Here is a 22,342-nt window from a genome sequence, read left to right on the forward strand (position 1 = left end):
AATACTATGTGGAGATTTTTAGCAAATAAGATTTTAAGAAATAAAATTGCATTTATTGCTGTGATCATGGCCATCACCGCATTTATGGGTTATGAGGCAACAAAAATTGAATTGACCTATACCTATCCGCAGATTTTGCCTGCAGATGATCCAACCTATATCGAGTATGAAAACTTCAGAAAGCTGTTTGGTGAAGATGGCAGTGTAATGGTAATCGGTATTGAGGATAAAAATTTATTTGAACTGAAGAAGTTTAACGACTGGTATGAACTCAGTACAGAAATAAAAAACATTGCAGGGATTAAGGAATTGTTGTCGGTAGCAAAGCTCTATAACATCAAACGCAACGACAGTTTAAGCAAGTTTGATTTCCTTCCGATTATTAACTCTGCTCCGAAATCACAAACCGAGTTGGATAGCTTGAAAGATGTGATTGAATCACTTCCATTTTATGATGGCTTGGTATACAACAAAGAAACCGGTGCCAATTTAATGGCGATTACCTTCACCAAAAAAGATTTGAATTCGAAAAGCCGAATTGAAATTGTACATCAGATAAAAACACTTGGTGATGCGTTCGCCAAAAACACAATTTGCAAATTCACTATTCCGGTTTACCGTATGTTCGTACTGCGCTGATGGAAAAGGTATCCGCAGAGATGGGTTTGTTTATGGGCTTGGCAGCGTTGGTGATGGTGATTATTTTATGGTTGTTCTTCCGTTCGTTTTCTTCGGTTTTCTTTTCAGTATTTGTAGTTGCCATTGGTGTAACCTGGGCGCTTGGAACTATTTCCTTGCTCGATTATAAAATTACCATGCTCTCCGGATTGATTGCACCGCTCATCATGGTGATCGGTATTCCCAATTGTGTGTTCCTCATCAATAAATACCAAAGTGAATACATCAAACATGGCAACAAAGTAAAGGCCTTGTCGGTGATGATTGAAACCATTGGTGTATTGTTGTTTTTAGCAAACGTAACCACAGCCATTGGTTTTGGTGTATTGTATTTTACAAACAGTTCCATGTTGGTGGAGTTTGGGGTAGTGGCAGCTATCAATGTGATGGTGACGTATTTTATCACATTGTTCCTCATTCCAATTATATTAACGTATCTGCCGGCACCTACAAAAAAACAAACCAAACATTTGGAAGGTGTAAAAATTAATAAGTTGTTGGCTTGGGTAGATTTTATTGTACACAACAAACGCAAACAATTGTATTGGATCATTACCATTGTTACGTTGGTGTCTGCTTATGGAGCGAGCAAAATTAATGTGAACGGATTTGTGGTGGATGATCTTCCTAAAAACGATCCTGTGAATACCGATTTACAATTTTTCCAAACAAATTTTCATGGGGTATTGCCTTTTGAAATTTCCATTGACACAAAAAAAGAAAATGGTGTGTTTGCCGACAATGGCGCAACGCTTTATAAAATTAAAAAATTACAAAAAGTGTTTGCGGAGTACGATGAGTTCTCGCGACCACTATCTGTGGTAGAAGGCGTAAAGTTTTCGTATCAGGCATATAAGGATGGAGAAAAGAAATATTATATCCTTCCGGGGATTATGGACTTAAAAGAGTTGACACAATATACGTCAACGGTAAAAGGACAAGAAAATAAATTAGCAACGTTTATCGATTCGAGCAAACAAATTACGCGTGTGAGTTTTCAGATGGCCGATATCGGTTCAGAGAAAATGAAAAAACTGATTGCAGAATTGGAACCTCGTGTGGATTCTATTTTTGATTCGAACGAATACAATGTAACGTTAACCGGGCAAAGTTTGATGTTCTTAAAAGGCAATGCTTATTTGTTGTACAACCTGTTTGAAAGTTTGTTGATTGAGATTTTGTTGATTGCCATTGTTGGTATTGCCTTGTTCCGCTCTGTAAGAATCATTGTGCTTTCAAAAATCCCATGTTTGATACCGTTGATTATTACTGCGGGAATCATGGGGTATTTAGGAATTCGTTTCAAACCATCTACTATTTTAATCTTTAGTATCGCGTTTGGAATTTCCTCCGATGGAACCATTTATTTTTTAACGAAGTACCGACAAGAATTAAAAAAGATGAATGCCACGGTAGCAGGATCTATTTCTATCGCGATTAAAGAAACGGGATTGAGTATGGTGTATACTGCGGTGATATTGTTTTGTGGTTTCGCCATCTTTGCTGCTTCCGGTTTTGGTGGAACAGTAGCGATGGGAGTTCTTATTTCCATTACGTTATTAGTAGCCATGGTAACCAATCTGGTTTTACTTCCGGCAATTCTTTTGTCGATCGACAAACGTCAAAGTAAAAAAGAAGCAAAAGCGAAATCGTTGATTGAACTGGGAGAGGAAGTGTAATTACTATTTAAAAATGTATCTCATGAAAAAAGTATTCTTACTCCTGCTTTTTTCTTTCTTGTTTACACTAAGCAATCAGGTGTATGCGATTCCGCATCCTTCTGATTCGCTGATTCGTGTTTTGAATACCGCCACCTCCGATTCCATCAAATACGATACCTACATCAAACTGTTTTTCAAAATGAATTTGCGGATTCTTCAATGGTGGTGAAATACTTGAAAGCGTATAAATCCTTTGCAGAAAAAAAGAACAACAAAAAAGAACTTGCAAATGTATTTCGCTTGTATGGTTTTTATTATGACGATAATGGTCTATATCCACAAGCGATTAAAAGTTATGAAACATCCATCAACTATTCGAAGGAGGCAGGAGATAAAAAAGGTGTTGCAACATCAACCGGAAACCTTGGTTTGATATATGGTGCTCAGGGTGACTACGATGCAGCATTGTTGCAACATGTGGCGGCATTAAAGATGGATGAAGAAATAAAGAATGAAATGGGCCAAGCCAAACATTTGGGTAATATCGGAATGTCCTATTATTATAAAGGTGAATTTCCGAAAGCCATTCAATATTATTTAAGGGCATTGCAAAAAGACGAAGCATTAGGAGATAAAACAGGCGTTGCTCGACACACAGCAAACATTGGTGGTGTTTATTTTGAATTGAGAGAATATGAAAAGGCAAAAGAGTTTTATTTAAAAGCCCTCAAGATTGAAGAAGAGTTAGGAAATAAAAGAGAAATTTCCCGACATCTTGGAAACATCGGGATGGTTTACAACATGCTGCAGGATGTCGACAAATCATTGGAATATAGTTTCAAATCCTATGATATGATTAAAGAGTCGGGGGATAAATATTTTATTGCCTATGCACTCAATAACATTGCTACCAGTTATAGATTGGCGGAAGACATTCAAAAATCCTTGTTGTATGATCAACAAGCCCTGAAAATACGTGAAGAGATTGGAGATCAAAAAGGAATTGCGGAAAGCAATGCCAATGTTGGTACCGACTATACTGATTTGAAGATGTACAAGGAAGCTGAAAAATATTTACTCCTTGCAGCGGATGTCTCCTTGTCCAACGGCTATCTTGATATGAATTCGGAGGTGGAGCAGGCATTAAGTGTGTTGTATCAAAAGATGAAGGATGTGCCGAACGAATTGCTGCATTATAAAAAGTTCATTCAAATTCGTGATAGTATCTACAATGTGGAGAGTGCAAAAAAAACGTTGCAGCTCCAGATGCAATATGAGTTTGATAAAAAAACTACTGCCGATAGTTTGCAAGTAGCTGTGGATAAGCAATTGGCTGCAGCAGAATTAAAACAAGAAAAGATTCAACGCTATGCTTTGTTTGCCGGATTGATATTGGTTTTATTTTTCACATTTATACTCTTCAATCGTTTTAGAATTATTCGAAAACAAAAAACGATTATCGAACAGCAAAAAGAAATTGTAGAGAAACAAAAAGAATTGGTTGAAGAAAAGCAACGAGAAATTATTGATTCCATTCACTATGCCAAAAGAATCCAGCGTAGTTTACTGCCAACAGAAAAGTACATTGATCGGGTGATGAGTAAGTTGAAGAAGAAAGGGTAGTTTTTCAAATGTCTTGTTGTTATTCCTGACAAAAATCATGTTTTCCTTATCGACTTGGCTAGAGCTTGTATTGCTTTGCCCTTAAAAATTTCGTATCTTTGTGCCAGTGAAAAAGTATATTCCCATATTTTTGTTGTCCATTTACTTGCTTTCGCTTACGGAATTAAGTCAACTGATAAAGTTGCCCATGTTGGTGGAACACTATCTTGAACATAAAGAAGAAAACAAAAATCTTTCTGTGTTGGGATTCTTATATCTACATTATGCACAAAAGAATGTGAAAGATGCCGATTACGATAAGGATATGAAATTGCCTTTCAAAACTCCAAATACCTTATTAAGTAGTCTTGAAATTGCTCCAGTACTCTTCGGCTCCAATAGTTTACTTTTAAAACCGATTCCTTCTGATAGAAAGCAGTATACTCTTTTTTCAGACAATCATTTATCTTCCGCTTATTTAGCTTCTATTTGGCAACCGCCAAAATCTTGTTAATTCCCTTTTTGATTTTTTAGAACATTGCAATTACCCAAGGTGATTGTGTGGTCTGTATGTATGTGTATCAAAAATAATTTAAACAAGAAATTATGTTAACTAAAATTATAGAGTTTTCCATTCGGAACAAACTCATCATCGGGCTTTTTGTAATTGCCCTTATCGGTTATGGTTCGTATCAAACTACGAAACTACCTATTGATGCTGTTCCCGATATTACCAATAATCAGGTCCAGGTGATTACTGTTGCTCCTTCGTTTGGTGCAACGGATATCGAACGATTGATCACTTTCCCCATCGAGCAAGCCAACAATAATATTTCAGGCTTAAAGGAAATCAGAAGTTTTTCTCGCTTCGGATTATCCCTCGTAACCATTGTGTTTGAAGATAATGTAGATGTGTATTGGGCACGTCAGCAAGTAGCCGAACGTTTGCAACAAGTGCAAGCTGAATTGCCAGAAGGTGTCGGAAATGTTTCCATGGGTCCGGTTACTACCGGCTTGGGTGAAATTTATCAATACTCCGTTCGCGCCAAAGAAGGCTTTGAAAATAAATACGATGCAACTGCTTTGCGCACCATTCAGGATTGGGTGGTACGCAGACAATTGCTCGGAGTGAAAGGTGTAGCCGATGTAAGTAGTTTCGGTGGTAAACTCAAGCAATATGAAATTGCTGTGAATTCCAACAAATTACAATCGTTTAACATAACCATGTCGGATGTGTTTGCCGCACTTGAAAGCAACAATCAAAATACGGGTGGTGCCTACATCGAAAAAGGCCCTACTGTTTTATACATCCGCAGCGAAGGATTGGTAGGAAGCATCGAAGACATTCAATCCATCTTTATTAAAAACACTACCAACGGAACGCCTTTGTTAATTAAAGATGTAGCTGATGTGCGCTATGGCAATGCTACCCGTTACGGAGCCATGTGTTACAACGACAAAGGTGAAGTGGCCGGTGCTGTGGTGATGATGTTGAAAGGAGAGAACAGCAGCGATGTCATTAAAAATATCAAAGAACGTATTTTGCAAATTCAAAAAACACTGCCCGAAGGTGTGATACTCGAACCGTTTTTGGATCGTACTAAAATGGTGAACAATGCCATTGGTACCGTTGAAACCAACTTGATTGAAGGGGCATTGATTGTATTGTTTGTATTGATTTTGTTTTTGGGAAATATGCGTGCCGGCTTTTTAGTCGCTTCCGTTATTCCCTTAGCCATGCTGTTTGCGGTTATCCTCATGAATGCATTTGGTGTGATTGGTAACTTAATGAGTTTGGGTGCACTCGATTTCGGATTGATTGTGGATGGCGCTGTGTTTATTGTTGAAGCGGTATTGCATCAACTTTCGCATAGCAAACATTTTGCAAATGTGAATCAGCTAACACAACAACAAATGGATGACGAAGTTTCCGGTGCTTCTCGTAAAATGGCGCGGAGTGTGGTGTTCGGACAAATAATTATTTTGATTGTGTACTTGCCGACTTTCGCCTTGCAAGGCATCGAAGGGAAAATGTTTATCCCAATGGCACAAACGGTTGCGTTTGCATTGTTGGGTGCATTCATTCTTTCTATTACTTATGTTCCTATGATGAGTGCATTGATCATGAGTAAGAAACTTTCGCATAAAAAAACATTTTCGGATAAGATGATGGCATTTTTTGAACGCCATTATCAAAACGCTTTGAACAAAGTGTTGAATTTTCCGAAAACAACCATCGCCACTGCACTCACCTTGTTTGTCCTTTCTATTTTTGTTTTGTCGGGTATGGGTGGTGAATTTATTCCTGCCTTGGAAGAGGGCGACTTCGCTGTTGAAACACGTGTGCTCATCGGAAGTAATTTAACAACCACCATTGAGAGTACTCAAAAAGCAGCTGGTATTTTAAAAGCGCAGTTCCCTGAAGTGCAACAAGTGGTGACAAAAATTGGTAGTGGTGAAATTCCTACCGACCCAATGCCAATGGAGGCGGCCGACATGATGGTGATCTTGAAAGATAAAAGTGAATGGACTTCTGCAGAAACATTTCCTGAACTTTCTGAAAAAATGAGTAAAGCCGTTGCACAAGTGCCGGGTATCACCGTGAGTTTTCAGTTTCCCGTTCAAATGCGTTTCAACGAATTGATGACCGGTGCAAAACAAGATGTCGTCTGTAAAATTTTTGGAGAAAACATGGATACGCTTGCACGCTATGCCGAAAAGTTAGGAAAGCTTTCTTCAACCGTTGATGGAACACAAAATTTATATGTTGAACCGGTTACGGGCATGCCGCAAATTATTATTGAATACAATCGCGCTACCATTGCCCAGTATGGATTAAACATTTCTACCATCAATCGGGTGGTGAATACCGGATTGGCCGGACAATCTGCAGGGTTAGTATTTGAAGGGGAGAAACGGTTTGATATGGTGGTGCGGCTTGATGGTGAACAGCGAAAAAACATTGAAGATGTTCGCAACCTATTAATTCCTACTCCATCAGGTTCACAAATTCCGTTGCAACAATTAGCGAAGGTCGAATTGAAAGATGGTCCGAATCAGATTCAACGCGAAGATACAAAGCGCAGAATTGTTGTTGGATTCAATGTGCGTGGCCGTGATGTGCAATCCATCGTTCAGGAGTTGCAAAAGAAGGTAGATAAAGAAATTAAATTTCCTGCCGGATACTATGTCACCTATGGTGGTGCGTTCGAAAACTTAAATGCTGCCAAAGCACGATTAGGAATTGCTGTTCCGATTTCTCTATTACTTATTTTCTTGTTGTTGTATTTTTCGTTCAACTCCATCAAACAAGGATTATTGATTTATTCAGCTATCCCACTTTCTGCTGTCGGTGGAATTTTTGCGCTGGCCTGGAGAGACATGCCATTCAGTATTTCAGCCGGTGTCGGATTTATTGCCTTGTTTGGCGTTGCGGTACTCAATGGGATTGTGCTCATTGCAGAATTTAATCGACTGAAAGAAGAAGGGTGGAACGATACACGTAGAATTGTGTTGATGGGGACAAAAATTAAATTACGACCGGTATTGATGACAGCATTCGTTGCTTCATTGGGTTTCTTGCCCATGGCGATTAGCAGTGGTGCAGGAGCTGAAGTGCAACGACCACTTGCTACCGTTGTTATTGGCGGATTAATGATTGCTACATTCCTCACACTTTTTGTATTACCTATTTTATATATCATTTTTGAAAAAGGAGGGAAAATGAAAGTGAAACCTGTAATTGCTCCGGCTATACTTTTGTTGATTGCTTTTTCTGCTCAGAATGGTTTCGCGCAAACACCTATTGCGTTGCAAGCCGCAATCGACTCTGCATTAAAAAATAATCTCAACATTAAAAACGAACAGCTGGTTTCCGACTATCAAAAGAAATTGATTCAGTCAGGGGTGAATTTGCCACAAACTTCGGTGAACGGAGAATTTGGGCAAATCAACAGTGCCTATCCCGACAATGGGTTTGGTGTTTCGCAATCGTTTAGCTTCCCTACTTTATATGTTCAACAAAAGAGCTACCTACGAGAAGAATGGAAAACGGCTGTGTTGAATGTGGCGTTAAAAGAAGCGGATACTAAAAAAATGGTGCGTCAACTTTTCTATTCTTTTCTTGTGTTAAAAGAAAAAGAAAGCTTGCTCCAAAAGAACGATAGTATGTATGCTGTGTTTTTAGAAAAAGCGAATTTGCGTTTTTCAAAAGGGGAGAGCAATGTGCTTGAAAAAACAACGGCTGAAACCCAACGCGGAAGCTTGCGCATTCAACTCAAACAAATCCAACAAGAATTGGAAGTGGTGCTGTTACAATTTCGATTGGTATTAAATGCGAATACCGCTTTTGTTCCTGCTGCTACACCGTTGAAACAAAGTCTTGATTTTAGTTTGGATACCGGCTTGGTGACACAGCATCCTTTGTTAAAGGTGTTGGAGCAACAACAAAAAGTAACTGCCATTCAGCAAAAGGTAGAACGCGCAAAACTTTTTCCGGAGTTGAATGTGGGTTATTATAGTGTAACCATGAAAGGCATGGGTGCAGACGATGTATTGTATGGTGCCGGTTCGCGCTTTCAATCGGTGCAGGTGGGTGTGGGTATTCCTTTGTTTTTTGGAGCACAAAAATCCAAAATCAATGCTGCAAAAATGAATCGTAGCATTACCGAAAATCGTTACCGCTCCGAAAAAAGCAGTCTGCAAATGGAATACAAATCCATGTTGGCGTATTTTAAAAATCAAGAAGCGACAGTGAACTACTTTGAGACGGTTGCTTTAAAAAATGCTGATTTAATTTTTGATACCTCCAACAAACAATTTGCGAATGGAGCGATTAATTATCTGGAATGGGTGATGCTCACCAATCAAGCCATTTCTATTCAAGCGGAGTATTTGGATGCCGTAAAAAATCTGAACGAAACAATTATTCAACTGAACTACTTACTTTCTAAATAACCATAACAATGAAAAATACAATCCTTCTCTTCATCGGAATTAGTTTATTGTCGGCTTGTGGCGGACAAAAAAATCAGGATGAAACAACAGCAGTTGCCGTTGCCGAAAATTTTGTTTCACTCACCGATGTACAACTTAAAAGTGCCGGTGTGGAAACCGGAAAGCTCGAAAAGCGGAGCATTTCCTCTTCATTAAAACTTAACGGAAAAATTGATGTGCCACCGCAAAACATGGTTTCGGTGAGTATGCCTTTGGGTGGATTTTTAAAATCAACCAAACTCTTGCCCGGTATGTATGTTAAAAAAGGCGAAGTGATTGCAACAATGGAAGATCAACAATATATCCAGTTGCAACAAGAATACCTCACCGCAAAATCGAAATTGACTTTTTCTGAAAATGAATACAACCGTCAGAAAGAATTAAATCAAAGTAAAGCGAGTAGCGATAAAGTATTTCAACAAACCGAAATGGAGTATAGAACGCAGAAAATTACTATGAGCGCATTGGCGGAAAAATTACGATTGATAAATGTAAACCCTGAAACGCTTTCGGAAGCAAATCTTTCCCGAAGCATCAATTTATATTCGTCCATCGAAGGTTATGTGTCGAAAGTAAATGTGAACATCGGCAAATATGTTAATCCTTCGGATGTTTTGTTTGAGTTGATTAATCCGGTTGACATTCACCTGAACCTGGAAGTGTTTGAAAAGGATATGGGTAAACTATACATCGGACAAAAAATGATGGCGTACAATAATAATGAGCCGGATAAAAAGTATGCCTGCGAAATTATATTAATCTCTCAAGATTTATCGAGTGATAGAAGCGCGGAAGTGCATTGCCACTTTGAAACGTATGATAAAAAACTAATGCCCGGGATGTACATGAATGCCGATGTGGAAATACAAAATAACAATGTTATTTCGATACATCAGGATGCAATTGTTACCTTTGAGGGAAAGGACTACGTTTTTCTTGCAAAAGGTAAGAACGAGTTTGAGATGATAGAAGTTAAAAAAGGAAGTGGTAACACTACTTTTGCTGAAATTACGTTTGAAGGGGGAAAGGAATATGGTGCGCAACCGTTTGTTACAAAGGGAGCGTATGCATTGTTGATGCAACTTAAAAATACAAATGCTGAATAAGATGAAAAAATTAGTTTTGATACTGGCTGTAGGTGGTGTATGTTCACTCACCACCTGCACCTCCGATGTGTATTCACCGGATGCGTGTTTCACAGAAGACGTGTTGCCGATTTTTGTTTCCAATTGTGCCTTTAGTGGTTGCCACGATGCAGCGAGTCATGAAGAAGATTACGATCTTACTACGTATGAAGGGATTATGAAAGGAATCACTCCAAAGCATCCGCAGCAAAGTGAAATTTACAGAGAGATCAGTGGCGCCAATCCTTCGATGCCTGAAAGTCCGTATCCTAAATTAAGTAAGAAAGATTTGAATACCATAAAAATTTGGATCAAGATGGGAGCGCCCAACAGTTCGAATTGTCGTTTATGTGATACGGTTGATTTTACCTACAACACACGTGTTAAAAAAACAATGGATACGTGGTGTGTGGGTTGTCATACAGGAGCCAGTGCCGGAGGGGGATTGGATTTAACAACGTATACCGGAGTGGCAGCAGCCGTAACAGGAAATCGTTTGGTTGGGAGTTTAAATCATACAGCCGGTTTTTCACCAATGCCGAAGAATGCCGGAAAAATTTCGCAATGTGATATTGATGCCATTGAAAGATGGGTGAATGCGGGGTATCCGAATAATTAAGAGAGGTTATACCTATAAAAACATAGGGTTTTTAGTTAACTTCTTTCTTTTCTGCTTGATCAGAAAAGAAACAAAAGAATCAAGACCGGGCGATTGCTTGCGCTCCTCTCCATATTTTTCTAAAAATCTAAAGCAAAAGAACTAAAGCTTTTGCTAAGATTTTTTAGAAAAATATCGTTCACCCCTTGTCGGCATCGCGCCCGGCCAATCCTCGCCCGCGGCTTCGAAAGGTTGTTTATAGGTTCGTCAGGCAATTATTAACTATTCCTTTATAAAAACAGCTTTGTCTTTTAAGAACATCCCTATCCATAGTAATGTTAAAAAGATTGCCGCAGCCGGTGGTTGTGCACTTGCTAATTCAATAGACAAGGCTCCTCCTAAATAACAGCACAATAATAAAAATCCGATTTTATACGTTTTCGGAATCCATAACAATACCACTGCAATCAATTCAACAATTCCGAATAGTTGAATAAAATTTCCTAGTCCTCCTTTGGTTAATCCAGCTACGATCTCCGGGGCAGCCATAAGCTTCATCGCAGCACTCATTACTAACATCAATGATGGAAGTGCCATCAATACAATTGAAATAATTTTTTTTGTTTTTGTCGACATGATTTTTTGTTTTTTGATTTATGCGACAAACGTAGGGAGATTAAGTATCTAAATGGTACTGCTTTCCCAAAGGAAAGCGGTATACTTTAGGAAAGCAGTATATAAAAGAAAGCGTCCAGTGCTTATCTTTGTTATCTAATTCAAAAAGATGGAAACTCTCGAACACGATAAACGAAAATGTCCTTCACATTTAAATACCACCGAATGCACCAAAATGCTCTTGCCTGTAAAGGATGCATTGGATATTTTAAGCGGTAAGTGGAAGTTGCAAATTATTTTATCACTCACTTTCGGTAAAAAACGATTCAAACAAATTCAACGGGAGATACCCGGACTAACACCTAAAATGTTGTCGAAGGAATTAAAAGAATTGGAGGTAAATGGTTTGGCGGATAGACATGTGTATGATACCTCTCCTGTTACTGTCGAGTATGAACTAACGGCCTATGGCAAAACACTTAAACCACTGATTGGTGAGTTGCATAAATGGGGAACGAAACACCGAAAACGAATTATTGGCGGTAAATAATTTACTTCTCCTGATCATATAACTTTAATCCTTTCACCAATCGGTTAATCGTTTTGGCTAACCGATCTACTTTTGTTTCTTCCTTTTTAGCGGAGTATACCCATTGAACATAATACTTTTTTTCGCTTTCAGTTAAGGAATTAAAAAACTGCAACGCTTCCGGTTCATCTTCCAAACACAGCAACATCTCTTCGGGTACTTCCAGTGGATCGTTATCAGGGAAAAGAATAACATGCACAAAATCTCCGACTGTCTTTTTTATTTTTTTTCTGATTTCTGCTTTTACCGGAAGGAATAAATTTCCGTTGCCCATAGGCATCAAATGATATTTTGAAATTTCAACACCATCAATTGTTCCTTTTACTTTTCGCCAACCGAATGGTGTTTTTTTATTTTGTTTTATTTCGGGAATGCGTGCAAAGGTCCAGCCGCCCTTGCCGGGGAACTTTTCGAGAATATATTGTTTGTCGACAATGGGTTTCATTGAAGCAATAAATATAAAGTATTTTTTGGAAAAAGGGAATAGATGGTATGGGAGAAACCTCACTTTCGAAATGAGTAGACATAGAAAGCAGGAGGAAGTTGAAAAAATGCTCTCTCTAAAAAACCCGTTTCAATCTTCCTCCCGTTCTTTCCCCTACATGCGGAGTAGCTGTGTTTATGTTCTAATAAAACTTACCGACACAAAGGTGAAAAAGATGGGATTTGTTTCCTATGATGTTGGTCAGGTTGAGGGGTGTTTTTTGTGAAGACACTTTGAATGCTTTAATACTGCCCAAAATTAATCTTCGTCTTCTTCAGCTTCATTCCCATGAATTGCATTTCCTCCAGCACCAATTTCTGTATGTCGGATTTGTCCACCTAAGTATCCTGTGCGGGCAACTAAACCAAAACTAACCAGTGCTAAACAAAAAATAACAATGGCTGCTGTGCGTGTGATGGCCGATTTCTTTAAAGTTAAAAAGAGTCCGCCTAGTGCAGCAACTCCCAAAGCAATTAACGACACCAATGCAACCAAAGCTGATTCTTCGTGTTCTTCAATCATGTTGGTTGCAACACCTTGAATGTTTTCAATTGTTTCTTCTGCCGCCTCTCCGGTCATGTAAGCAATTACAGCACCAATTGCTGAAAGAATCAACAGATTATATGCTGCAATTTTTGTTTGACTACTTCTTGTCCACAATCCATGTGCTAAGACGAGTCCACCCAAAACTGAACCGAATATCGGCAGATGAGTGATTAATAAATGAAGATGTGTTTGGCTCATGATTTTTTTATCAAAGTTGATAAGAATTAAAGCGGATTGCTATGAGGAATTTCATAGCGTTTGGGTTAAATTGTTTGATTTTGCTTAGGATGGGGAGATTGCCGCGTAACTTTGGATTGTTGCTACTTAAAAAGATTATTTACCCACTACTACATTTTAGGATTTCGTTTTAGCTTTTTCTTTTTTCCTTGATGAAAAAAGAAAGAAAAAAATCAAGACCGGGCGATTGCTTGCGCTCCTCTCCATATTTTTCTAAAAATCTAAAGCAAAAGGACTAAAGCTTTTGCTAAGATTTTTTGGAAAAATATGGTTCACCCCTTGTCGGCATCGCGCCCGGCCAATCCTTGCGCGCGGCTTCGAAAGGATTGTTAGTTATTGATAATTTCATTTCGGAGTAGCGCGGGGACGTCCACGAAATGCCTTTGGCATTCATGAATACCTTAGAGAAATATTATGCTATGAACTAAAGGTGTGAACCACAAGTTTTGTGGAATCCAAGCGTGGATTCTTGCGGGTAAAACAAAAGCTTGGGGTTGGTTTTCGTGGTCGCTTTTTCTTTGGTTCTTTCTTTTGGAGAATCAAAAGAAAGAACGAAGAATTATACAGAGCTATTACCGCCTTGGTTAACGAAAATGTTTGTAAGAAAAAATTTCTCTGTGAAGCACATCTCTACTTCACCAGCAACTTCCCATTCGCAACATCTTTCCCTTCATAACGTACTTTGTAAAAATACATTCCTGCAGCTTGTTTTGAAATATCAATCACATTTGTTCCGTTTGATAATTTCTGACTGGAAATTAATTTCCCTAATACATTGTAAATTTCTAAATCACTTCCGCCTTTTCCATTTTGCATCGACAAGGTAAATATTCCATTGTTTGGATTTGGATAAACTTCAATTTTTGAAATCACGTTTGTTTCAAAACCTAATGGCGTGTTGGTAATGTTTATGTTGTCTAAATATAAACTGTTTCCTCTTCCATTAACATTTTGAAATTTAATCAATACTTTATCATTGCCATTAAATGCATTTAGATCAATGGTTTCGGATGCCCACTGAGAAGTGGATGTTGGTACAAACAGAACCGTTTGATTAAAGCTTGGCACTGTTGTAACTAAAGGCAAATCAAATTTCTTATATACCACCGTCCAGCTGTTTCCGCAATCCGTAGAAACTTCAACTTCTAATGTGTCGGAATAATAAGCAATTGGAATAGGGTCGTCTCGAAGTTGGTAAGCATATTCAAAATTTAAATAGGTCCAGCCGGGAGGAAAATCAAAATAAGGTAAAACTACTTCATCAATCATTCCATCATTAAAGTAATTCATATTGTCCATAAATGCGGAAGCGCTTCCTGCGTAGGAAGCTGCAGTAGTTCGCTGCCAGGTAATCCAACTGTCAGCATTATTGATTGTAACGCCCGGTGGAGGAAAGGTGGTGCTTTCAAAACCTTCACTATAAGGAAGCGTTAAGCCAACAGGAAAATAAAATGAGCTCGTAGCGGAATCGTTAGGTGCATTTGTATCTGTTACTCCATTGGGGAGAATAGTATACGTTTTTAAAACATGATTCCCTGCTGAAACCAAAAGAGATGGAAGTGTAACATTGGTGGAGGAGAAAGAGGACAATGACCCTGTCCACAAAAATGTATTTACAGCTCCTGCATCTACTTGATATTTGATTGTTGCTGAAGTTAATGTGGCTGAACCGAAATTTTTTAATTTAACTACCGGAGCAAACGTATTCGTGCAAATTGTTCCAGCTGGACTGACTACTGTGAGCGTGCCGGCATCATTCGTGTTGATAACAGGCACATTTAAATCCGATTCCCATATTCCTCTTCCATAAGTTGCAGCTCTTATTTTTCCAACCGATTGTTGAATGTCTAAGTCAGTCACACGCACATTGGGAATTCCATTTGTGTAAGGAACCCAGCTCGACATGGTATTATCCAGATAATACACTCCTAAATCTGTTCCAACATAAAGTGCGTCTGCCGGACCATCGTGATGAAGAATACAATTGTTTGAACCAAATGGTAATCCTGTATAGGTAATGTTGGTCCAAGTTAATCCACCATCTGTTGTTTTGAAAACGCGTTGATTGCTAGTTGTATAAAAATGGGATAAGTAACTGGTGTAGGTGATCCAAACCTTGTTTGCATCTGTTGGATCTACAGCCATTCCTGTAATATAGGCATCAGGCAATACGCCTGCCGATGTGAGTGTTGTCCAAGAAATTCCGCCATTGGTGGTTTTATATAATTCTGTAAAGCGAGCAACGTAAATTGTATTTGTATCCGAAGGTGCTGCAATAACCGGAATTAAAAATCCGCCTCCGGTTGAAGTGGGATATAAGCCGGATGTAATTGCAGTCCATGTTGCTCCGCGATTATAAGAACGGTATATATTATTAAATGCAGCATATAATGTTTTAGGTTTCAATGGATTCATTGAATAATTGTTTTGAAAATTATAGGAGGTAGATGGGCTAATGTATACGTTTGTTGCGCCACCATCTATAGATCGGAAGATGGCTCCATTTTGATACGAGGAGTATATCGTATTTGAATCGGTATAGTCAATAATACAATCTAAGCCATCACCATAATTTATTCTTGAAAATCCTGTTGAACTTTTTTTGTTTGTTCCATTGTCTTGTGCACCTACAACAATCACATTTGGATTTGTTGCAGAACTACTTAAATTATAAATCTCCATAATTGCGAGCCCATTGCTTAGGTCGGTCCACGTGTTTCCTGCGTTGGCAGAAACATTTACCCCTCCATCATTTGCGGAGTACAAAATCGTTCCACTCCCCGGTTGAAATTTTAAGTCTTGCTGATCGGCATGCACATACGTTGTTCCCGTTCCTCCCCAATCTGATTTGTTGGTCCAAGATACTCCACCATTTGTTGATTTCCATAAATTAATTCCTCCAACATAAACTTCATTTGCATTTAGAGGAGAAACGGCAAGCGACATGCAATAGGCTCCTTGTCCACCGGTAGCAGCTCCAGTGATGTCGTATCCTAAAATATTAGGGGAAGACGACATGTTGGTCCACGTCAATCCTGCATCGGTTGAACGATATAAACCGTAAAATCCGGAACTCACAGGAGGTGAGTAACTCGTTAGTAATGCGTAGACATGATTTGGACTCGCAGGAGAAACAGCCAATTTTATTCCATAAGGCGTAGGAGTAGTTGGTAATCCTGCTGTGATGGTTGTCCATGTTAATCCATTATCCGCAGATCGTTTGATTGCAGAAAATTCACAAGCATAAACGATGTTAGAATTTCCGGGATTAAATTCAATATCATCCACATTATTAATTGCATTAGTAATTGTTGTTACTTGCGTCCACGTTACACCTGCATCCGTTGTTCGATAGAGTCCGTCCACACAAGAGCTGATGATGGTATTGGGGTTGGCGGGATCAATTTCAATACGATAACATGTTTTGTTTAATCCGGTATCAAACCAGGTTACTCCCGCATCGGTTGATTTAAAAACACCTTGTCGTAAACTAACGTATAGGATATTTGGACTTGTTGGATGGATGGCGATATCACTAATTACCAATGAAGGAAGTTGTTGATCAGTAGTACAGCTCCAAGTTGCTCCACCATTTGTTGAGTTCCATACTCCGCCACCACTGGTTCCTATCCAAATGTTTTGTGTATTAATAGGATCGATGGCAACACAATTTACTTTTCCTGCACCACCTCCATTGGAAGGAATAACGGAAGGTCCAATCAAACTCCAGTTTGCTACAAGCTTATTGGTAGGTGCTAATGCTTTTTGTTTGAGCCATTCAGAATAAATCATTTTTGGATCTGGGCGAATTCCTGTTGGATATACTCTTGGTTCCATGTAACGTTCCCAGCTTTTAAAGCGTGAGTAGGGACCATCCATGCGCGGCTCGGTTTCTTCTAATTTTGTTTTTCCAACATAATAAGCGTAGAATTCTTTTTGTACATCGTAAAAATTTACGTTGGGGTCTTCCATCATCTCTACCCATTTTTGAGCAGAGGCTGTTGACGTAACGAATAATAAAAAAACAAACGGGAGGAGTAGTTTTTTATTCATTGTAAAAGTAGTATAAGTGTTTCGTGTTTGAGTGTATTAAATGTAGTGAAAAATTTTTAAAGGCAAAGAGGGGTATATCTGAGAGAGTTTTCTTTAGCACGTCTCCCGATGGCTATCGGGAGCGAGGAAGAATGACGAAGCAATCTAGTTTAGGACGAAGCGAGATTGCTTCGTACCTCGCAATGACGCTCCGTTTTTGATAGCTACTCAACAAATAAAAATCTGCGAACATCCCTTTTTTCCGCGTCATCTGCGTTCCATTTCTACCTCACCATCAACTTCCCATTCGCAACATCTTTGCCTTCATAACGTACTTTGTAAAAATACATCCCTGCAGCTTGTTCTGAAATAGTAATGTCGTTGGTTCCATTTACTAATTTCTGACTGTAAATTAATTTCCCTAATACATTGTAAATTTCTAAATCACTTCCAAGTTTTCCATTTGCCATCGATACAGTGAATGTACCGCTGTTTGGATTTGGAAAAATTTCAATTGTTGGTTTGGTGTTTTCCAATGTGCTCAGTGGAATATCTACTATATTAATATCATCGATGTATAAATTATTTCCTCTTCCGTTTACATTTATAATTTTAATCAATACACCATTACTGAAATTGAAAGGACTCAAATCAATTGATTCTAATCTCCAATCTGCTGTAGTGGACGTTGCTGGAACATAGGTTACAGACGTGTTGTAAATAGGTGTAGTGGTTACCAGGGGAATATCAAATTTTTTGAAAACTTGTGTCCATGTAACTCCGCAGTCGGTTGATACTTGCACTTTTAACGTATCGGAATAGGAATTGGATGGCAATGGATTTGCTCTTAATTGATACGCCATTTCAAAAGTTAAAGCAGGTGAAGCGGTGCTTGTTAGATCAATATTCGGTAATATCAATTCATCAATCATCGCATCGTTAGCATAATTCATGTCATCCATAAACGCAGATGCTGTTCCAGTTTTTGCTGCAAGTGTTGTTCGTTGCCATGTGATTCCTCCATCAAAATTGTTTCTTGTAAAACCTGTTGGTGGAAAGGTGGTGCTTTCAAATCCTTCGCTGAAAGGAAGTGGTAAGCCTGTTAGATAATTAAAAGCAAAGTTGGTAGAATCGTTGGTGTTGTTTATATCTGCAACTGTGTTTGGTAAAATGGTATTCGAATGAAAAATATGTGCGCCTGGTGTTACAGTTATTGCCGGCAATGTAACGTTCAACGAGCCGAAAGAGGCAATCGAACCTGTCCAAGCAAACGTATTTACCGTTCCGCCATCTACTTGATATTCGATGGTGGCTGATGTTAATGTTGCGGAGCCGAAATTATTTAATTTCACAACAGGTGTAATTATGTTTGTACAAATGGTTGCCGTTGGAGAAATAACGGTTGAAATTCCTGCATCATTCACATTCACCACCGCTACATTTAAATCTGTTTCCCATAATCCGCGACCATACGTTGCTGCACGTAATTTTCCTGCCCCATATTGAATTTCAATTTCTGTAATTCTTGCGTTTGGTAAACCGGTGTTGTAAGGAATCCAATTCGCCATCGTATTGTCAATGTAATAAACGCCTATATCGGTTGCTGCATACAATGCATCCGGTGAACCATTTTGGTAAACCACACAATTTACTGCCACTAATGGCAAGCCTGTTCCTGTAATGTTTGTCCATGTTAAACCACCATCGGTTGTTTTAAAAACTTTGTCGTTGCTGGTTGTTGAATAACTTCCATATCCCGAAAATGTTAACCATAAAGTATTTGCATCGGTTGGATGCACCGTCATGCTTGTAACATAAGCTGCCGGTGGCAATCCTGTTGAAAGACTTGTCCAGCTTACTCCACCATTTGTAGTTTTATAAACTTCTGTCATGCGCGCTACATAAATCGTATTTGTGTCGGATGGAGCTACAGCTACTGGTGTATGGAAGGCACCGCTTACTGCAGGAAACACACCTGATGTGATAGCCGTCCAAGTTGTTCCTTTATTATGGGAGCGATACAATTCTGCAAATGGAGCATACAGTGTTTTACTATTTAATGGATTCATTGAATAGTAGGTGTAAAAATTTGAACTGCTTGCTGGAGTGATGGAAACATTTGTTGTTCCACCATCAAGTGAACGAAAAATGGCTCCGTTTTGATAAGAGGTATAGATTGTATTTGAATCGGTATAATCAATGATGCACTCAAACCCATCACCGCCACCAATGTTTGTTACAACTCCCGAACTGCTTTTGTTGCTGCCGTTATCTTGTGTTCCTACTGCAATAATATTTGGATTGGTTGCAGAATTTCCGAGTTTATGTATTTGTAAAATTTCTAATCCATTACTCAAGTTCGTCCAGGTATCTCCTGCATCGGTGGAAACATTTAATCCACCATCGTTGCAAGAATAGATAATGTTGCCACTGCCGGGCTGAAATTGTAATCCTTGTTGATCCACATGGACCGCTGTTCCCGGGCCACCCCAATTTGTTTTGATGGTCCACGTTGAACCACCATTAACGGATTTCCAAACATGAATTCCGCCTGCATATACTTCATCTGCATTTAAAGGGGATACAGCCAAAGCCATACAATAAGAACCTTGACCGCCACTGGCTACACCTGAAATATCATAACCCATAATGTTGGGTGTGGTCGACATCGCTGTCCACGTTAATCCTGCATCTGTTGAACGGTACAAACCATAAAATCCATTGCTTGCCGGAAATACATAGCTGCACATTAATGCATACACGTAGTTTGGATTTGCAGGACTCACTGCTAATTTTATTCCGAATGGACTAGGCGGTAACCCTGCTGTTAACACCGTCCACGTTATTCCATTGTCAGCCGAACGATACATTACTGAATAGCCTGCTGCATAAACAATATTGGGTGTAGCGGGATTAAATTCTACTTCGGTAATGACATTTGTAAAACCCGAAGTTGGAATTACTAATGACCACGTTGCACCAGCGTCAGCACTTCTGTAAACGCCATTGGTACATCCTGCTAACAACACATTTGAGTTGGAAGGGTCCATCGCTACCCGATAGCAATATTGATTTAATCCTGTATTGCTCCAGGTGTTTCCTCCATCGGTAGATTTAAAAACGCCATGCATTAATATACCAATATACATGTTGTTCGTATTCGTTGGATCGATTGTTACATCCATTACGCCCAGTGCCGGAAGTTGAAAATCTGTATTGGTGCTCCACGTGTTTCCACCATCTGTTGATTTCCACAAACCACCCCCTGTTGCTAGCCACAAGTTTTGTGAGTTGGTTGGATCAATAGCTATGTCAAACGATATTCCAGCACCACCACCATTTATTGGAAGTTGTGATGGACCAATAAATGTCCAATTGGCTGTTGCCTTATTTGTTGGTATAAGTGCTTTTTGTTTTAACCACTCTGCATATAAATGTTTTGGGTCCGGACGAATTCCTGTTGGATAAACGCGCGGTTCCATATAATGTTCCCAACGTTTGAAACGACTGTAAGGACCATCCATGTTCGGTTCCGACTCATGTACTTTTGTTTGTCCTACGTAATAAGAGTAAAATTCTTTTTGTACGTCATAAAAATTTACGGTTGGATCTTCCATCATTTGTACCCATTTTTGAGCAGATGCTGTTGAGAACGCCAACAATAAAAAAACAATCGGGAGGAGTAGTTTTTTATTCATTGTAAAAAGTAGTATAAGTGTTTCGTGTTTGAGTGTATTAAATGTAGTGAATTTTTTTTAAAGGACCTCACCCCCTGCCCCCTCTCCTTGATAAAGGAGAGGGGGAGCTCCGGTTTTATCAAACAATTAATACTTTATTACTTTCCCATTCTCCAGCATTGCAATAGCGGTTTTCCAGTCGGGGAGGGAAGTAGTATCATAGGTGAGGGTGCGGATTTCTTTGGCGATGTTTTTGCTGATCTTCATGGCTTCCAGATGTGCGCCACTTCTTGCGAAATCTAGTAACTCTTGTTCGCTGTTCCAAAGCGTCATGGTATAGTGGGTAGTCCATAATCCACGTTTTTTAAATTCCAAACACTTGGTGGTTTTGAGTTGTTTGATGATTTTTAATGCCGAGGCCGATAAGGCGAAAAATTTAAGCGGTCCTTTTAATTCGATGGAGGTGATGGTTGCTTTCATGATTTTTATTTTTTCAAAAATATGTTAGTCTCTTTTTTTTCCTTGATAAGAAAGCCTAGCGCCTCTCTTCTTGGTTTCGATTCCTTTACCTTTAGTATCGTCTGAGTGCAGTACTGTTAACGAATGACATTGCGTTACTTCTGAATAATACCTGCATCGTATCCGAATGCATCTTTGAACTTTTTACTGGCATTTAAATCAGCAATCAGTTGTTTTAATTTTTGTGGGCTATACCATTTTTTTACTTCCTGCTTGGCAAGCATATAATGCAATGCAACTTCCTCTTCTGTTCCGGAATAGAATGCAAGGTCATAGATGAAATCTTTTATTTCGGGAATGTCTTGCATGTCCTTTGTGACCACTTTCAATTGCTCCTCGGAATAGCCTTCCCGATAATCATTTTGCATGGCCAAACCATGTTTGAACCAGGATGGAATGTCGTAGGTCCATCTGGAGAAACCAATGCGCTCAAAAAATTCGGCATGCGAAATTTCATGTGTTATAATGTCGATGTTCACAGCATCGCTGCTTAATACAATGTATGAACCCAATTTAAGGTAAGTTGCTGCTGGCGCACCGGAAGGACAATAACCGGCATAATCTGTTTTGTCTTTCAAATAAATATATTTTGGGTTGCAAGTTTTTTCACCCCAGAACTTTGCCACACGCAATGCAGCGGAGTCGATCAATACTTGTAAGGAATCTATTTCTTTTTCGGAACTGATTTCTGAATAATAGATTCGATCCTTGTTCTCCAAGTTTGTCCAGTCTACCAAAATGCATTTGGTTTCTTCGGGAAATATTGCGTAATGGATGCCGATTACAAAGGGTGTAAGTAGAATACAAAAAAGAAAAAGACGAAGGACTATTTTTTCTTGAAGGGTCATTTGTGTGGCCTAATTTGTATAAAACTACTACCTTTTTATGAATTTCACAATGCGGTTTTGTGAGGATTGTTTACTTCTTCTTCTTTTGGATCGGGTGCGTGGTACGAAGCAATCTAGTTTAGAACGAAAAGAGGTTG

14 protein-coding genes and 1 pseudogene are annotated in these 22,342 nt (G+C 39.0%); 8 read left to right on the top strand and 7 right to left on the bottom strand.

All coding sequences use genetic code 11. The features are described 5' to 3' along the window. The first annotated feature begins 6 nt into the window (after positions 1–6). The 7 genes and pseudogenes from IPP64_02145 to IPP64_02175 all read left to right on the top strand — a co-directional run bounded on the left by IPP64_02145 (position 7) and on the right by IPP64_02175 (position 10,679). Positions 7–2,357 (top strand): annotated as a pseudogene (locus IPP64_02145) (MMPL family transporter). Between the two features lie 22 nt (positions 2,358–2,379). Continuing rightward, positions 2,380–2,568, top strand: coding sequence for a hypothetical protein (locus tag IPP64_02150; GenBank protein ID MBL0328233.1), 189 nt, complete (start codon positions 2,380–2,382; stop codon positions 2,566–2,568). Then, entirely contained in the window at positions 2,565–3,962 is a 1,398-nt protein-coding gene (locus IPP64_02155; protein ID MBL0328234.1) for a tetratricopeptide repeat protein, read from the top strand. Before IPP64_02150 ends, IPP64_02155 begins: the two co-directional genes overlap by 4 nt. Before the next feature lie 106 nt (positions 3,963–4,068). After that, complete coding sequence (locus IPP64_02160; GenBank protein ID MBL0328235.1) at positions 4,069–4,455, top strand: hypothetical protein; 387 nt, start codon at positions 4,069–4,071, stop codon at positions 4,453–4,455. Positions 4,456–4,547: 92 nt separating this feature from the next. Beyond that, a complete protein-coding gene (locus tag IPP64_02165; protein MBL0328236.1) occupies positions 4,548–8,897 on the top strand; it encodes a CusA/CzcA family heavy metal efflux RND transporter in 4,350 nt (1,449 codons plus the stop codon). Positions 8,898–8,905: 8 nt separating this feature from the next. After that, entirely contained in the window at positions 8,906–10,042 is a 1,137-nt protein-coding gene (locus IPP64_02170; GenBank protein ID MBL0328237.1) for an efflux RND transporter periplasmic adaptor subunit, read from the top strand. A gap of 1 nt (position 10,043) precedes the next feature. After that, complete coding sequence (locus IPP64_02175) at positions 10,044–10,679, top strand: hypothetical protein (GenBank protein ID MBL0328238.1); 636 nt, start codon at positions 10,044–10,046, stop codon at positions 10,677–10,679. Positions 10,680–10,940: 261 nt separating this feature from the next. On the opposite strand, the gene IPP64_02180 is transcribed toward IPP64_02175, so the two are convergent. Next, positions 10,941–11,294 carry a DoxX family protein gene (locus tag IPP64_02180; protein MBL0328239.1) on the bottom strand — a complete coding sequence of 118 codons (354 nt, stop codon included), beginning with the start codon at positions 11,292–11,294 and terminating at the stop codon, positions 10,941–10,943. 148 nt (positions 11,295–11,442) lie between these two features. On the opposite strand from IPP64_02180, the gene IPP64_02185 reads away from it, so the two are divergent. Next, complete coding sequence (locus IPP64_02185) at positions 11,443–11,823, top strand: helix-turn-helix transcriptional regulator (GenBank protein ID MBL0328240.1); 381 nt, start codon at positions 11,443–11,445, stop codon at positions 11,821–11,823. A 1-nt stretch (position 11,824) separates the two neighbouring features. On the opposite strand, the gene IPP64_02190 is transcribed toward IPP64_02185, so the two are convergent. The 6 genes from IPP64_02190 to IPP64_02215 form a co-directional block, all read right to left on the bottom strand. Continuing rightward, positions 11,825–12,307 (bottom strand): DUF1905 domain-containing protein, encoded by a 483-nt coding sequence (locus tag IPP64_02190; protein MBL0328241.1) that lies wholly within the window; start codon positions 12,305–12,307, stop codon positions 11,825–11,827. 297 nt (positions 12,308–12,604) lie between these two features. Beyond that, positions 12,605–13,090, bottom strand: a complete 486-nt coding sequence (locus IPP64_02195; protein MBL0328242.1) for a hypothetical protein — start codon at positions 13,088–13,090, stop codon at positions 12,605–12,607. Positions 13,091–13,759: 669 nt separating this feature from the next. Next, positions 13,760–17,182, bottom strand: a complete 3,423-nt coding sequence (locus IPP64_02200; GenBank protein MBL0328243.1) for a T9SS type A sorting domain-containing protein — start codon at positions 17,180–17,182, stop codon at positions 13,760–13,762. A 263-nt stretch (positions 17,183–17,445) separates the two neighbouring features. Then, on the bottom strand, positions 17,446–20,859 hold the full coding sequence (locus tag IPP64_02205) for a T9SS type A sorting domain-containing protein (GenBank protein MBL0328244.1): 3,414 nt from the start codon (positions 20,857–20,859) through the stop codon (positions 17,446–17,448). Between the two features lie 126 nt (positions 20,860–20,985). Beyond that, positions 20,986–21,318, bottom strand: coding sequence for a DUF3291 domain-containing protein (locus IPP64_02210; protein ID MBL0328245.1), 333 nt, complete (start codon positions 21,316–21,318; stop codon positions 20,986–20,988). 134 nt (positions 21,319–21,452) lie between these two features. Next, positions 21,453–22,205 carry a hypothetical protein gene (locus IPP64_02215; GenBank protein MBL0328246.1) on the bottom strand — a complete coding sequence of 251 codons (753 nt, stop codon included), beginning with the start codon at positions 22,203–22,205 and terminating at the stop codon, positions 21,453–21,455. Positions 22,206–22,342: the final 137 nt, after the last annotated feature.

The sequence above is a fragment of the Bacteroidota bacterium genome, from assembly GCA_016722565.1.
Classification (GTDB): domain Bacteria; phylum Bacteroidota; class Bacteroidia; order 2-12-FULL-35-15; family 2-12-FULL-35-15; genus 2-12-FULL-35-15.

Bases quoted from the DNA above. Each gene is read 5' to 3' on its own strand.
- IPP64_02150 (MBL0328233.1), top strand. From the start codon at position 2,380: ATGAAAAAAGTATTCTTACTCCTGCTTTTTTCTTTCTTGTTTACACTA.
- IPP64_02165 (MBL0328236.1), top strand. From the start codon at position 4,548: ATGTTAACTAAAATTATAGAGTTTTCCATTCGGAACAAACTCATCATC.
- IPP64_02170 (MBL0328237.1), top strand. From the start codon at position 8,906: ATGAAAAATACAATCCTTCTCTTCATCGGAATTAGTTTATTGTCGGCT.
- IPP64_02175 (MBL0328238.1), top strand. From the start codon at position 10,044: ATGAAAAAATTAGTTTTGATACTGGCTGTAGGTGGTGTATGTTCACTC.
- IPP64_02180 (MBL0328239.1), bottom strand. From the start codon at position 11,294: ATGTCGACAAAAACAAAAAAAATTATTTCAATTGTATTGATGGCACTT.
- IPP64_02185 (MBL0328240.1), top strand. From the start codon at position 11,443: ATGGAAACTCTCGAACACGATAAACGAAAATGTCCTTCACATTTAAAT.
- IPP64_02190 (MBL0328241.1), bottom strand. From the start codon at position 12,307: ATGAAACCCATTGTCGACAAACAATATATTCTCGAAAAGTTCCCCGGC.
- IPP64_02195 (MBL0328242.1), bottom strand. From the start codon at position 13,090: ATGAGCCAAACACATCTTCATTTATTAATCACTCATCTGCCGATATTC.
- IPP64_02200 (MBL0328243.1), bottom strand. From the start codon at position 17,182: ATGAATAAAAAACTACTCCTCCCGTTTGTTTTTTTATTATTCGTTACG.
- IPP64_02205 (MBL0328244.1), bottom strand. From the start codon at position 20,859: ATGAATAAAAAACTACTCCTCCCGATTGTTTTTTTATTGTTGGCGTTC.
- IPP64_02210 (MBL0328245.1), bottom strand. From the start codon at position 21,318: ATGAAAGCAACCATCACCTCCATCGAATTAAAAGGACCGCTTAAATTT.
- IPP64_02215 (MBL0328246.1), bottom strand. From the start codon at position 22,205: ATGACCCTTCAAGAAAAAATAGTCCTTCGTCTTTTTCTTTTTTGTATT.